Raw genomic sequence first — 13,203 nt, forward strand, 5'->3', positions numbered from 1 at the left:
ACCCTGACCCCGTAGGAGAAACATTATGTCACTCGAACGCTCTATTATGGCTTTTGCCGGCTTTATGGTACTGCTGTCATTGGTACTGACTGCGTTGGTCCATCACAATTTTGTCTGGCTTACTGCCTTTGTCGGCGCTAACCTGTTCCAAAGTGCCTTTACCGGATTCTGCCCCGCCGCCATGCTGATGAAGAAGCTTGGGGTAAAAACCGAGGCCGAACTTTGTAAGTTAAAACAGTAGCTGTAAATTAAAAACAGTCACCAAGGAGACGCTGTGAACCCACTGGCTAAAATCGGGCAACTTGCCCTGATTGGTTTGATGCTGATGCTGACAAGCACATTGGCTATCGGCCAGGACAAAGATGCAGCCACCGCATGGAAACTGATTGAACAGGGCGCCATGCTGGTCGATGTACGTACACCGGAAGAATATGCTGCAGGGCATATCGAAGGTGCCATCAACATTCCCTACGAGGAAGTGGCCGCTGAATTTGCCAAACGAGCCATCGACAAGGACACTTCAGTGGTACTCTATTGTCGCAGCGGCAGACGCAGTGGTGTTGCCAATGATGCCCTGAACGCGGCTGGCTTTACCCAGGTATACAACGGCGGTGGCTACGAGAATTTGGCGCAATCGGGCAAATCCGAACAAAGCCAAAAGTAACGCCCTGCCACAACAGGTTATCCCCATCCAAAAGGCACCCTAAGGGTGCCTTTTTGTTATCAGCTTGTTTTCCACCGCACCGCATGGCAAGCGGTATCCCTATGACTAAAGCCATAAAAATGGCGCCAAACCGGTGATTTAGTCTCGTAACAGCTGAAACCCACCTTAGAGCCAATAAAAACGAATAAGTTATAACCAAATGCAATAAAAAGCATAAAATTTTAATATTTTCACAAATTTAATATCAAAATTTCGTTTTACCTCTGTTTTACCTGTCGGCACACTGCTCCATTCAAGGATCCGAATATTCATTCAGCAAGCCAACAAGCAAGCGAATACAGCCCCTTTAACTTGCATAAATATTCTAATTTGGCACTTTTTCACCCAACCATACCCACACGCCATTCTGTTTACATTACGTTTACAAATGCTTCATCGATAGATACATTCACTGCCGAAAATGGATTTCAGGTTTTACCGGATGGATGCCAAATAACAACGACAAGTTCTGCCTCTTGCAACATGGAAGACGAGTATGACAATGAAACACAAAAAAACTTTAGCCCTGGGTTTATCAACCCTCGCACTGGCTGTGTCTGCCGGTGTTCATGCCGCACCTACTGACGCTGTCTTCGCCAAAGGCGAAAACTCCCCGCTGCCAAAGCGCTATGTAGTTAAATTCAAAAACAATGCCGCCGCCGAGCTTTACAGTGCTGAAGACACACTCAACAGCATGCAGTATCAGCCACGCAGCCATGAAGTCTATGGTCACCACCGTGCCCTCAATGCCGCCAGCGCCAAAGAAATGAAGCGTATCGGTCGCAGCAACGCTTACACAGTGAAGCTGGACAACAATGGCATCAAGGCCCTGCGTGCCCGTGCCGATGTTGAATTTGTGGAAGAAGACGTGCCACGTCGTCTGCTCGCTGAAACCACCCCCTGGGGTCAAACCTTTGTGGGTGCAACTCAGCTGGCCGATAACCTGAGCGGCAACCGCACCATCTGTATCATCGACTCAGGCTATGACCGTGGTCATGCCGATCTGTCGGGCAACAATGTCACAGGTACCAATAACTCAGGTACCGGCAACTGGTTCGAACCCGGTAACAACAACGCCCACGGTACCCACGTTGCCGGTACCATTGCGGCGATTGCCAACGGTGAAGGCGTGGTGGGCGTACTGCCTAACCAAAATGCCAATATCCATATCATCAAAGTGTTCAACGAAGCGGGCTGGGGTTACTCGTCAAGCCTGGTCAGCGCCGTGGACACCTGTGTGGCCAACGGTGCCAACGTCGTCAGCATGTCTCTGGGTGGCGCCAGCTCAAGCACCACAGAGCGCAACGCCCTGGCTGCCCACTACAACAACGGCGTACTGCTGATTGCTGCCGCGGGTAACGATGGCGACAACACCCACAGCTACCCGGCATCCTACGACAGCGTGGTATCGGTTGCTGCCGTAGACAGCACCAAGCAGCATGCTGCGTTCTCCCAGTACACCAATCAGGTGGAAGTGTCAGGTCCCGGTGAAGCCATTCTGTCTACCGTGACCCGCGGCGAAGGCCGTTTGTCTGACATCGTTATTGGTGGCCAGTCTTACTTCAACAACGGTGTAGTACCGCACAACCGTTTGGTGAAGTCCGGTACCAGCTACGCCCCAGCTCCCATCAACGGCACTGTAACCGCCACCCTGGCCGAGTGCAGCGTGTCTGGCAGCACCTTTAACTGTGGCAACATGGCCGGCAAGGTGTGTCTGGTAGAGCGTGTTGGCAACCAGGGCTCCAGCTACCCTGAAATCAACGCGGCCAAGGCCTGTCAAAACGCCGGTGCTTCTGCCACCATCGTTTACTCAAACACCGCCCTGCCCGGCCTGCAAAACCCCTTTGTGGTTGACACCAACAGCGAGCTGACCAAGGTGTCTGTGTCGGTTGACCGCGCTACTGGCTTGGCGCTGCGCAGTCACATTGGTTCCAGTGTGACCGTATCCAGCGAAGGTGGAAAGGACTACGAGTACTACAACGGTACGTCTATGGCGACCCCACACGTTTCCGGTGTAGCCACTTTGGTGTGGAGTTATCATCCAGAGTGTAGCGCCGCACAGGTACGTGCAGCCCTGCGTGCAACAGCCGAAGATCTGGATGTGGCCGGCCGTGACGACAAGACAGGTTATGGTCTGGTTGATGCGGTTGCCGCCAAAGAGTATCTGGACGCTTCCTGCGATGGCCCAACCAATGGCGGTGGCAACAATGGTGGCTCAGATGCTGAGATGACCAATGGCGTTGCCAAGAGCAACCTCGCCGGTGCCAAAGATGAAGAGCTGCACTTCTTCATCGATGTGCCTGCCGGTGCCACCAATCTGAACTTTGCCATGAGCGGTGGCAGCGGTGATGCGGATCTGTACGTTCAGTACGGTGCAGCTCCCACCACCAGCAGCTACGATTGCCGTCCATGGAAAGGCGGTAACACCGAATCTTGCCCAATCACCACAGCTCAGGCCGGTACCTACTATGTTATGGTGCAGGGTTACAGCGCCTTCAGTGGTGTGAATCTGGTTGCCAGCTACACTGCGCCTACAGGCGGCAGCACTGGTGGTACCACGGGTCCTGCGACTTACACCAACACCGATAACTACAGCATTCCGGACAACAACACCGCCGGGATCAGCAGCCCTATCGATGTAAGCCGCAGTGGCGATGCCGGCACTGTTACCGTGAAAGTGAACATCGTACACACCTACATTGGCGATCTGCAGGTTGAACTTATCACGCCAAGTGGTCAGGTCGCCGTGCTGCACGACAACACAGGCGCAGGCACTGACAACATCAGCAAGACTTACACTGTGAACGCCACTGGTGTTGAGTCTCAGGGTACCTGGAAGCTGAAAGCCGTTGACAGCTCACGCCGTGACACTGGTTACATCGACTCATGGGAAATCTCGTTCCAATAATCCATTGAGTCTGTGAAAAAGGAGCCTTAGGGCTCCTTTTTTATTGGCAAAATACCGATGAAGCGATGTTAAAACACCCTGATTGGGTTAAACGGTGTTATTTAAGGCTCCGGGGGACAATCACCACGTCATATTCGCCATTGGAGACACGCACGTTACCCTCCTCATCGATATTGACCGCCAATGTCATGGTTTTGGCGACAAAGGGCAACAAGACCTCCAGGCCTGGATTATCGAACGCGAGCACCGACAGGGAGTCGATTCGGGCACACTTTCCGGCCATGTCATCCCACCAATGGGCCAAATCCTGGCCGCCGTAGGCGAACACCACCACCTTATCGGCCCGATGGACAGCACGTTTTATCCGCCGCTCATCCGCCAGGCCAAACTCCGCCCACAGCAAATAGTGACCATCGAGCGCCTGTTCACAGAGCTCAGGTTCGTCCTGATTACAGAGTTCACCGACGAATTTAAGCCCCGCTGAGGCATAGAGTGCAAAGGCAAGCAGCCTGAGCATCAGCCGCTGCTCGGTTTCAGAGGGATGCCGCGCCAGCGTCAGTTTGTGATAGCCGAAATAACCACGGCGCAAGTCGGCAATCTCAAAACTGACTTTATGGACATCGGACTTAAGCGTCATGGCAATGACGACACGGCGTTAAAGCGCGCCTGGCCTGAGATGCCTGGCCTGGGGGAAATGGGCCCTGAGCGCCTTTATCTGGGCCGCATCAGCATAGACCAGCACCCTTTTACCCGTTTCCAGCGCCTTATCCAGGGCGGCAAAAGAAGACGCTGGCCTGCGCTCGGCATCGCGCCTTAGCAGTTCATTCAGCTCTGGCGGCAGACTGATGTCGGACTCGATAATATCGAGGCGCTGCAACATGGCCATGGCGGCGATGGGCAATAGCCTGGGTGAGGAATCCTCATCAATCAGCAGCAGCTCGCCCTGACCTTCTAGGGACAAAAACGCATCTTCGAAATGAAGCTCCGTCTGAGCATCAAATCTGTCACCGTTGAGGGCAAAAAACCGCTCCCAGAAACGTCGGCGGGCGGGCACAGTGGCAAGGGTTTCCTGTACCTGTTGTCGCCGCGCCGCAATAAAGTCGAACAAGGGCGTCAATGAGGGGGGCAGCCAGGCTTCGAGGCGTGCCCTTATGTCTCTGGCAAATACAGGGGCGGCACCGGCCGTACTGATGGCGACAACCAGGCGACCACGGTCGACGATGGAGGGGGTGATAAAGTCGCAATACGCCGGGTTATCCACCACATTGGCCCAAATATTCCGGCGCCTGGCTACACCGGCAAGATGCACATTCAGCGCTTCGTCGTTGGTGGCAAGGTACAGCAAATCCCAATCGCAAATATCATCATCGTTGACGGGACGTTCATTGAGCTTAATGCGGCCGCTGTGTTTTAACGCCTGAATCTCTGCGCAGGCTTCAGTGGCTATTACGGTGATCAGCGCGTCAGTGCGGCAGAGCAGCTCCAGCTTACGGGCGGCCACATCACCGCCCCCCACGACCAGAACCGAGCGGTCGCGGGTATCAACAAACAGGGGAAAATATTGCATCTGCGGTCCTAGTCAGTCACCAGCGGCAGTTGACGGGCAACCCAGGCTTTGTAGCCACCCATCAGAGAAGCCACCTTGGTGTAACCCATGAGCTGCAGGTTATACGCCGCCAATGCAGAGCGATAGCCGCCACCGCAGTAGAGCAACAGGGGAGTCGATTTATCGGGGAAACGGGTTTCCACATCCCGCTCAAGAATGCCACGGCCCAGGTGTCTGGCGCCGGGAAGTCGGTCTTTCAGCCATTCGTGATCTTCACGAACATCGAGCAGTTGCCAGCTGTCGTCGGCCTGATACTCCTCAACGGAGATTTCTGTAACCTTGGGAAGTATTGATTCAACCAAGGCAACAAATCCGGGATTATGCTGCATTTTGAACTCCTTATGATGCCCTTTTGCGACCAGTGTAGTGCTATGGTCAGGGCTTCACAAGTGATGCATGCACAAGTTCAGTTATGGGCTTCGCTGCGCTCAGAACTGCAATGCCAGCACAGCTCAAAGCTGGCTTCATTCATCTCATGGCAGTTCAAACATTGCCATTGGGGACGGTCACCACCCAGGCTGTCCAGTTGGCTTTGGGCCTTGGCGAGCTCAGATTCATTGACCCACAATTCGACATTCTGCAGATCAACCGGCAGCTCACCTACACCACCGAGCAGCGCCTCGCCTCTGAGTTCTACCTGTATACCGGCAACCTGTAACAGCCCTTTCCAGGTATGGGCCTGGAGCAAATTGCCACCGGCCAATAAACATTTACGTTGTTCCATCGGACTTTCCTACAACTACTGCTGTCTCTTTTGATATATGCCCCACTCCCGGGCCAGCCCATGCTAGCGACAAATCGCTGTAAAATCGAGCACTGAAAAGCCGACATTGTTAACATTTTTAGAACATGCTGTTTGGTATTTACGAAAATGAACCATAAAAAAACCACCCCGAAGGGTGGTTTTTAAGGTCATCATGCCGCTTAAGGCATAATCGAAGGCTGGTCGGCGCCTTCTTTCTCGACTTCTACCGGCATCATGTGCTCACGGTTGATGCCAAGACGAATGGCCAAATAACTCGCCACATAGATGGAAGAGTAGGTACCCACCACAATACCCAGCAGCAGCGCCGTGGCGAAGCCGTGAATAAGGGTGCCGCCCTTGAGGAACAAGGCCACCACGGTGATGAGTGTGGTACCGGTCGTAATGATGGTACGGCTCATGGTTTGGGTGATGGAGTTGTTAACCACCTCTTCCGGGGTCCCCTTACGCATCTTGAGGAAGTTCTCACGGATACGGTCGAACACCACGATGGTGTCGTTGAGCGAGTAACCCACAACGGTCAGGAGACCCGCCAATACCGTGAGGTCAAACTCCAGCTGCAGCACGGAGAACACCCCCAGGGTCACGATAACGTCGTGAGCCAGTGCGGCAACCGAACCTGCGGCAAGACGCCACTCGAAGCGGAAAGACACATAAATAAGGATACAGATAAGCGCAACCAGCACCGCAAGGCCGCCCTGCTCTGCCAGTTCCTTACCGACCTGTGGTCCCACAAACTCCACGCGCTTTTGGACAACTTCAGGGTCGAGTTCAGTGGCTTTGGCCATCACCACTCGCACCTGGTCGTCACTCTTCACGCCTTCACGTACCTGCAGACGCACCAGCACGTCACGGCTTGAACCAAAGTTCTGAACCACGGCACCGGCCACAAGCGGCTCGGTGAGGTTGCTGCGCAGTGTCTCGAGGTTAACCGACTTGGAGAATTCCATCTCCACCACGGTACCACCGGTAAAGTCCAGGCCCCAGTTGATACCGCGGGTCGCCAGAGATACCAGCGAACCCACCACCAGGATGGCTGACAGGATACTGATGGGCGCGGCGTGGCGTAAGAAATTGATGGAGCCTTTGATATCTAAAATCTGAAACATGATATGGGCTTCCTTAAATCGACAATTTCTTCACACGCTTACCACCCCAGAGGGCGTTCACGATAGCACGTGTACCCACAATGGCAGTAAACATGGAGGTGGCAATACCAATCATCAGGGTCACGGCAAAGCCTTTGACCGCACCTGTACCCACGGCAAACAAAATCAGTGCCGTCAGGAAGGTGGTGATGTTGGCGTCGGCGATGGTCGACAGTGCGTTGCCATAACCTTCGTGGATAGCCTGCTGTACGCTGCGACCGGCACGAAGCTCTTCACGGATACGTTCATAAATCAGTACGTTACCGTCAACCGCCATACCCACAGTCAGTACCATACCGGCAATACCCGGCAGGGTCAGCACCGCACCCGGGATCATGGACATGACGCCCACTACCATGATGAGGTTGGCACACAGTGCCAGGTTGGCAATCACACCGAAGGCACGGTAGTACACCAGCATAAAGGCCAGTACCACAACCATACCCCAGATCATCGCCTGCAGACCGTTTTCGATGTTTTCAGCACCCAGGCTTGGACCAATGGTGCGTTCTTCCACGATGGATACAGGGGCAATCAGGGCACCGGCACGCAGCAAGAGCGCCAGATTCTGCGACTCGCTGTGGGTCAGACCCGTGATAACAAAGTTGCGGCCAAGGCGTGCCTGAATGGTGGCAACCGAGATAACTTCCTCGATTTTACGCATCTTCACGCTGCCATCGGGGTTACGCTCACCGCTGTCCTTGTATTCAATGAACAGGGTCGCCATCGGCTTGCCGATGTTGTCCTTGGTAACGTTGGAGAAGATTTCCCCACCCTTGGCATCCAGCTGAATAGCGACCTGTGGACGGCTGTATTCGTCGAAAGAAGGCTGAGCACCGGTAATATGGTCACCGGTGAGCATCACTTCTTTCTTCAGCACCACAGGGCCACCTTCGCGGCGCTGATACAGCTCGCTGCCGGCTGGCACACGGCCATTGGCATTGGCAGCGGCAGCCACGTCGGCTTTTTCATCCACCATGTGGAATTCAATGGAGGCTGTGGCACCCAGAATTTCCTTGGCGCGGGCAGTGTCCTGCACGCCGGGAAGTTCCACGATGATGCGCTCAGCACCCTGACGCTGCACCACTGGCTCAGCCACACCCAGCTCGTTCACACGGTTACGTATAGTAGTGATGTTTTGCAGCAGGGCTTCCTCTTTAATTTGCTTGAGGTAGGCCTCGCTCATCACCGCCAGCAGTACCACGTTGTCACCACTGGAGATGTCAGAAAACACCATGTCATTGCCACGGCTCTTCAGGAAACGTTCTGCCTGAGACAAGGTCTCGGCATCACGGAACTTGATTTCGATACCGCGCACAGTGCGATGGACACCGGCATAACGAATACGCTCTTCACGAAGCTGGCTGCGAAAATCGGCAATCTTGGCCTCTTCCATCTTGCGGATGGCTTCGCTCATGTCCACTTCCATCAGGAAGTGCACACCGCCGCGAAGGTCGAGACCCAGCTTCATGGGGCTGCCGCCCACTGACTCCAACCACTCGGGGGTGGCCGGTGCCAGGTTCAGGGCAACTGTGTATTTGTCGCCCAGCAGTTCGGCAATGGTTTCTTTGGCTGTGAGCTGATCTTCTGCATTGGCCACACGCACCAGCAACTGGCCATTTTCAAGCTCAGAACGCTTGATGCCTATGCCCTTGGCGGTCAGTGCGGCTGACACGTCAGATTGGGTAGTTGCGGTAACGTCTGCACCACGGGTAGCCACGACCTGGACGGCATGATCCTCGCCGAACAGGTTGGGCAGCGCATAGAAGCCACCAATGGCGATGACCAGCACCACCATGATGTTCTTCCACATTGGGTATTTATTTAGCACGCCTTTCGCCCTCTTGGCTTACAGGGACTGGATAGAGCCTTTTGGCAATACCGCTGCGATGTAGTCCTTTTTGATGGTGATGTTGGTGCTGTCATTCAGCGCCAGCAGTACATAGTCGCTGTCTTCAGAGATCTTGGCGATTTTGCCGAGAATACCGCCGCTGGTCAGCACTTCGTCACCCTTGGACAGGGAAGACATCAGGCTTTTGTGCTCTTTGACGCGCTTGGACTGAGGACGAAAGATCATAAAGTAGAAGATCAGGCCAAACAGGCCCAGCATGATCACAAGTTCCATGGTACCGCCACCCTGAGGTGCTGCACCGGCTGCATTGGCATACGCGTTAGAAATAAACATAGCTTTCTCTTCTTATTGCTTGATTGTTAGTCTTTTAACTCAGGAACTTCACGCCCTTGACTGGTATAGAAGTCCGCAACAAAGGCGTCTAATGTACCCGTCTCAATGGCGCCGCGCAAACCCTCCATCAACCTTTGGTAATAACGCAGGTTGTGAATGGTATTGAGCCTGGCTCCGAGGATTTCATTGCAACGATCCAAATGATGCAAATACGCACGGGAATAATTCGTGCAGGTATAGCAATCACATTTAGGATCAAGTGGCGATGTGTCATCACGATGACGCGCGTTGCGGATCTTGATAACACCTTCGCTGGTAAACAGATGACCGTTGCGGGCGTTACGGGTGGGCATCACACAGTCGAACATGTCGACACCACGACGCACGCCTTCAACCAAATCTTCCGGTTTACCTACCCCCATCAGATAACGTGGTTTGTCAGCAGGGATTTGCGGACACACATGCTCAAGCACTCTGTGCATGTCTTCCTTGGGTTCACCCACCGCCAGACCACCGACGGCATAACCGTCAAAACCGATTTCCAGAAGCCCTTTCAGGCTCTCGTCACGTAAATCTTCGTACACGCTACCCTGAATAATCCCAAAGAGAGAGTTGGGGTTCTCCAAACGGTCGAACTCATCACGGGAACGCTGAGCCCAGCGCAACGACATCTGCATGGACTTGCGTGCTTCGTCGTGCGTCGCCGGATAGGGCGTGCACTCATCGAAAATCATCACTACATCAGAGCCGAGAGAATGCTGGATTTGCATCGACTTTTCCGCATCCATAAAAATCTTTTCGCCGTTGATGGGCGAGCGGAAATGCACCCCTTCTTCGGTGATCTTACGGATATCGCCGAGGCTGAATACCTGGAAGCCGCCCGAGTCGGTGAGAATAGGACGCTGCCAGTTCATAAAGTCGTGCAGATCGCCGTGCTTGCGCATGATTTCTTCACCGGGGCGCAGCCACAGGTGGAAGGTGTTGCCAAGCAGGATATCGGCGCCGGTGGCACGCACTTCTTCAGGGGTCATGCCCTTTACCGTGCCGTAGGTGCCCACAGGCATAAAGGCCGGGGTTTCAACCGTGCCACGCTCGAAAACCAGTCTGCCGCGACGGGCGCGACCCTGGGTAGTAATCAATTCAAATTTCATAATGACCTCGTCAGAGAAACAGTCTGACTGCATTGAGGGCCAAACGGCCGATTCAACTCACATGGGGGTGGCAGCAAGCCCCTTCAAGGCGCTGCCACCAAAAAAAAGCCCAACCAGATGGTTGGGCAGGCATTTTAAATCAAAAAAAGCGTTTAGGGGGCTTTTTTAGTCACAAACATGGCATCGCCGTAACTGAAAAAGCGGTATTTTTGTTCAACCGCGTGGCGATAGGCGCCGATCACCTCATCGAAGCCGGCAAAGGCGCTCACCAGCATGATTAATGTGGACTCCGGCAAGTGGAAGTTGGTCACCATGGCATCGACTACTTTGAACTCGAAACCGGGGAAAATAAAGATATCGGTATCACCGCAAAATGGCTCGAGTTCGCCCTGGCAGGCCTTGGCTGCACTCTCGAGGGACCGCACAGACGTAGTTCCCACGGCAATCACTCGCTTACCGGCAGCTTTGGTGGCGCGGATTTTTTCAACCACTTCGGCAGGTACTTCAGCCCATTCGGAATGCATCTTGTGCTCGAGGATATTATCTACCCGCACTGGCTGGAAGGTGCCTGCGCCCACATGCAGGGTCACAAACGCCGTGTCCACGCCTTTGGCTTTGAGGGCCTCAAGAATGGCTTCGTCAAAGTGCAGACCGGCAGTGGGGGCCGCTACGGCGCCGGGACGCTCGTTATAGACGGTTTGATAACGCTCTTTGTCGGCATCTTCATCGGGGCGGTCGATATAAGGCGGCAGCGGCATATGGCCTACGGCTTCAAGCACCTCAAGAATGGTTTTATCATCCTTGAGCGACAGCTCAAACAAGGCATCGTGACGGGCGTCCATCGTCATCTTAAAGCCGCCATCGAGGATAATCTCGGCGCCAGGCTTGGGGGATTTGGATGAACGCACATGGGCGAGAATGCGTTTGTCATCGAGCATACGCTCCACCAGGATTTCCAGCTTGCCGCCGCTGGCCTTCTGGCCAAACAGACGCGCCGGAATAACCCGGGTGTTATTGAAAATCATCAGATCGCCCGGCTCAATCAGCGCCAGAACATCGGTGAACTGACGATCGACCAAAGCACCCGTGCTGCCGTCCAGATGCAACAGACGCGACGCAGTGCGCTCTGCCATGGGATAGCGGGCAATCAGTTCATCGGGAAGATCAAAGGTAAAGTCAGCTACTCGCATCTATAACTCTCACGCCATGGCCAAAAAAGACGCGCGTAGTCTAGGGGCACTGGCGGCCGAGATCAAGACGACTTGGGCCTTTGCTTATCCCTTTGAGCGCTCTTGGCATGGATAGGGGTGTCCGAACGGGTGTCCAGCTGCTCACAGTGCATGTCGAACTGGAGCTTATTGTGTTTACAGGCTATGCGGGATATTTCGCCTGGCTGGCGATTTTGACTCGGCATCAGTATGTCAAAGGCGCGGATAAACCAATTCCACATCGTCCATGATCCTCAGGTAGCTGTTACTCCGGGTATGGATGTCACCGCCTTCAGGACCCATTCGCTCTGCGGCAAACTAATATTGGGGTTTCCTGGACATCGGTGGTCATGTTACCTTGAACCCTTGCACCACACCAAGCCCAAAATATGAACTTTCTAGCACACTTGCACCTGGCAGATATCAGCCAAACCAGCCTTGCGGCCAACCTTGCCGGCGACTTTGCCAAAGGCCCCATCGACCAGTTCACCAAACCGCTGCAACAGGGATTGTGGCTGCATCGGCAAATCGACAAAATCACCGATGAGCATGAAATTTTCAAAGAAATGCTGGGTAAATTCCCCCGTCATTTAAGCCGAGCGGCCCCTTTACTGATTGATTTGGGTTTCGATCATCGCCTGGCCAGAGACTGGGAAGAGTATCACCATGAGCCTTTGGAAATCTTCTGCCAGCGTGCCTACGATGTGCTTCGCACCTGTGACCATTTGCCACCAAAGCTTGCAGCCATCGCCCCCAGAATGTGTGATGAAGACTGGTTGGGCGCCTATGGCAGCCGCAGCGGCATCAACGCCGCCATTGCCGGTGTTCGGCGAAGGCTCTCGCGCCCAGAGATTTTCGATGGCGCAGAGGCAGCCGTTGAGCAGCTCGACATGGAGTTGGAGATTGCTTTTCGCACTCTGTATCCGCAGCTGATGGCTTATTCCAGACGTCTGGCCCGCACCACACCAGAGCAATACCTGTAAATGAATGACGCCCCCGCACCGCGCGCTAGAAGAAAACGCCTGCTGATCGAAGCCCTGATAGCCATTGGACTTTTTTACGGTATTTCAGCTTATTTTCAAAAAGATATGCTCAAAGACACCGCTCCTGTCATTGCCACCAAAGGGGTCAATGGCACCAGCTTGTCCTTGCCATCCGCCACAGGCAAACCCACCCTGGTGTATTTTTTTGCGAGCTGGTGCGGCGCGTGCAAGCTCACCTCGCCAGCGGTCGACAATATTGCCGGGGATTATCCGGTACTGGCCATCGCTGCCGACTCAGGCAGTGATGCTGACGTGAAAGCCTTCCTCAAAGAAAAAGGCTATGGCTTTGATGCGCTCAATGACAAGGGCACGCTGACAGCGCATTTCGGCGTAAGCGGTTTTCCATCCCTGTATGTGGTGGATGCCAGTGGCGAAGTACGCTTTGTTACCCGGGGCGTGAGCACAGAACCCGCCCTTAGGGCACGGCTTTTCCTCACCGAACTGCTGCAATAGGCGTTGAAAATTCGTAGAATGCGCCCATTCAAACC

General features: G+C 54.1%; 15 protein-coding genes. 5 read left to right on the forward strand and 10 right to left on the reverse strand.

Annotation, left to right across the window (positions count from 1 at the left end):
• The first annotated feature begins 25 nt into the window (after positions 1-25).
• The 3 genes from K0H79_RS11300 (at position 26) to K0H79_RS11310 (ending at position 3,611) form a co-directional block, all read left to right on the forward strand.
• Positions 26-241, forward strand: coding sequence for a DUF2892 domain-containing protein (locus tag K0H79_RS11300; protein WP_011760296.1), 216 nt, complete (start codon positions 26-28; stop codon positions 239-241).
• Between the two features lie 78 nt (positions 242-319).
• The gene (locus K0H79_RS11305) at positions 320-664 is read left to right on the forward strand and encodes a rhodanese-like domain-containing protein (protein WP_408733389.1); all 345 of its coding nucleotides are present in this window, start codon (positions 320-322) and stop codon (positions 662-664) included.
• A gap of 535 nt (positions 665-1,199) precedes the next feature.
• Positions 1,200-3,611, forward strand: a complete 2,412-nt coding sequence (locus K0H79_RS11310; protein ID WP_220075871.1) for a S8 family serine peptidase — start codon at positions 1,200-1,202, stop codon at positions 3,609-3,611.
• A 97-nt stretch (positions 3,612-3,708) separates the two neighbouring features.
• Here the strand turns inward: K0H79_RS11310 and K0H79_RS11315 are convergent, their stop codons facing one another.
• From K0H79_RS11315 to K0H79_RS11360, 10 genes are all read right to left on the reverse strand, one after another.
• Positions 3,709-4,248 carry a YaeQ family protein gene (locus K0H79_RS11315; protein WP_220075872.1) on the reverse strand — a complete coding sequence of 180 codons (540 nt, stop codon included), beginning with the start codon at positions 4,246-4,248 and terminating at the stop codon, positions 3,709-3,711.
• An 18-nt stretch (positions 4,249-4,266) separates the two neighbouring features.
• Complete coding sequence (locus K0H79_RS11320) at positions 4,267-5,178, reverse strand: bifunctional precorrin-2 dehydrogenase/sirohydrochlorin ferrochelatase (protein WP_220075873.1); 912 nt, start codon at positions 5,176-5,178, stop codon at positions 4,267-4,269.
• A gap of 8 nt (positions 5,179-5,186) precedes the next feature.
• A complete protein-coding gene (locus K0H79_RS11325) occupies positions 5,187-5,546 on the reverse strand; it encodes a rhodanese-like domain-containing protein (protein WP_220075874.1) in 360 nt (119 codons plus the stop codon).
• Between the two features lie 77 nt (positions 5,547-5,623).
• Positions 5,624-5,941, reverse strand: a complete 318-nt coding sequence (locus tag K0H79_RS11330; RefSeq protein WP_011760302.1) for a DUF2007 domain-containing protein — start codon at positions 5,939-5,941, stop codon at positions 5,624-5,626.
• Positions 5,942-6,141: 200 nt separating this feature from the next.
• Positions 6,142-7,089, reverse strand: coding sequence for a protein translocase subunit SecF (gene secF, locus K0H79_RS11335; protein WP_220064920.1), 948 nt, complete (start codon positions 7,087-7,089; stop codon positions 6,142-6,144).
• Positions 7,090-7,102: 13 nt separating this feature from the next.
• Positions 7,103-8,959, reverse strand: coding sequence for a protein translocase subunit SecD (gene secD, locus K0H79_RS11340; RefSeq protein ID WP_220075875.1), 1,857 nt, complete (start codon positions 8,957-8,959; stop codon positions 7,103-7,105).
• An 18-nt stretch (positions 8,960-8,977) separates the two neighbouring features.
• A complete protein-coding gene (gene yajC / locus K0H79_RS11345; protein ID WP_220064921.1) occupies positions 8,978-9,313 on the reverse strand; it encodes a preprotein translocase subunit YajC in 336 nt (111 codons plus the stop codon).
• A gap of 26 nt (positions 9,314-9,339) precedes the next feature.
• Positions 9,340-10,464 carry a tRNA guanosine(34) transglycosylase Tgt gene (gene tgt / locus K0H79_RS11350; protein ID WP_220064922.1) on the reverse strand — a complete coding sequence of 375 codons (1,125 nt, stop codon included), beginning with the start codon at positions 10,462-10,464 and terminating at the stop codon, positions 9,340-9,342.
• Between the two features lie 152 nt (positions 10,465-10,616).
• A complete protein-coding gene (queA, locus tag K0H79_RS11355; RefSeq protein ID WP_220075876.1) occupies positions 10,617-11,654 on the reverse strand; it encodes a tRNA preQ1(34) S-adenosylmethionine ribosyltransferase-isomerase QueA in 1,038 nt (345 codons plus the stop codon).
• A 62-nt stretch (positions 11,655-11,716) separates the two neighbouring features.
• Positions 11,717-11,914, reverse strand: a complete 198-nt coding sequence (locus tag K0H79_RS11360) for a hypothetical protein (RefSeq protein WP_220075877.1) — start codon at positions 11,912-11,914, stop codon at positions 11,717-11,719.
• A gap of 147 nt (positions 11,915-12,061) precedes the next feature.
• Between K0H79_RS11360 and K0H79_RS11365 the strand changes: the two genes are divergently transcribed.
• Together K0H79_RS11365 and K0H79_RS11370 are read left to right on the forward strand one after the other, a co-directional pair.
• Entirely contained in the window at positions 12,062-12,655 is a 594-nt protein-coding gene (locus tag K0H79_RS11365) for an ACP phosphodiesterase (protein WP_220075878.1), read from the forward strand.
• Complete coding sequence (locus K0H79_RS11370; RefSeq protein WP_220075879.1) at positions 12,656-13,168, forward strand: protein disulfide oxidoreductase; 513 nt, start codon at positions 12,656-12,658, stop codon at positions 13,166-13,168.
• Positions 13,169-13,203 lie beyond the last annotated feature (35 nt).

Source organism: Shewanella sp. FJAT-52076, from assembly GCF_019457455.1.
Lineage (GTDB): Bacteria > Pseudomonadota > Gammaproteobacteria > Enterobacterales > Shewanellaceae > Shewanella > Shewanella zhangzhouensis.

Excerpts from the sequence above, each read along its gene's own strand:
- K0H79_RS11365 (WP_220075878.1), top strand. The coding sequence starts at position 12,062 with ATGAACTTTCTAGCACACTTGCACCTGGCAGATATCAGCCAAACCAGC.
- yajC (WP_220064921.1), bottom strand. The coding sequence starts at position 9,313 with ATGTTTATTTCTAACGCGTATGCCAATGCAGCCGGTGCAGCACCTCAG.
- K0H79_RS11330 (WP_011760302.1), bottom strand. The coding sequence starts at position 5,941 with ATGGAACAACGTAAATGTTTATTGGCCGGTGGCAATTTGCTCCAGGCC.
- K0H79_RS11310 (WP_220075871.1), top strand. The coding sequence starts at position 1,200 with ATGACAATGAAACACAAAAAAACTTTAGCCCTGGGTTTATCAACCCTC.
- K0H79_RS11360 (WP_220075877.1), bottom strand. The coding sequence starts at position 11,914 with ATGTGGAATTGGTTTATCCGCGCCTTTGACATACTGATGCCGAGTCAA.
- K0H79_RS11315 (WP_220075872.1), bottom strand. The coding sequence starts at position 4,248 with ATGACGCTTAAGTCCGATGTCCATAAAGTCAGTTTTGAGATTGCCGAC.
- tgt (WP_220064922.1), bottom strand. The coding sequence starts at position 10,464 with ATGAAATTTGAATTGATTACTACCCAGGGTCGCGCCCGTCGCGGCAGA.
- queA (WP_220075876.1), bottom strand. The coding sequence starts at position 11,654 with ATGCGAGTAGCTGACTTTACCTTTGATCTTCCCGATGAACTGATTGCC.
- K0H79_RS11370 (WP_220075879.1), top strand. The coding sequence starts at position 12,656 with ATGAATGACGCCCCCGCACCGCGCGCTAGAAGAAAACGCCTGCTGATC.
- secF (WP_220064920.1), bottom strand. The coding sequence starts at position 7,089 with ATGTTTCAGATTTTAGATATCAAAGGCTCCATCAATTTCTTACGCCAC.
- K0H79_RS11320 (WP_220075873.1), bottom strand. The coding sequence starts at position 5,178 with ATGCAATATTTTCCCCTGTTTGTTGATACCCGCGACCGCTCGGTTCTG.
- K0H79_RS11300 (WP_011760296.1), top strand. The coding sequence starts at position 26 with ATGTCACTCGAACGCTCTATTATGGCTTTTGCCGGCTTTATGGTACTG.
- K0H79_RS11325 (WP_220075874.1), bottom strand. The coding sequence starts at position 5,546 with ATGCAGCATAATCCCGGATTTGTTGCCTTGGTTGAATCAATACTTCCC.
- K0H79_RS11305 (WP_408733389.1), top strand. The coding sequence starts at position 320 with ATGCTGATGCTGACAAGCACATTGGCTATCGGCCAGGACAAAGATGCA.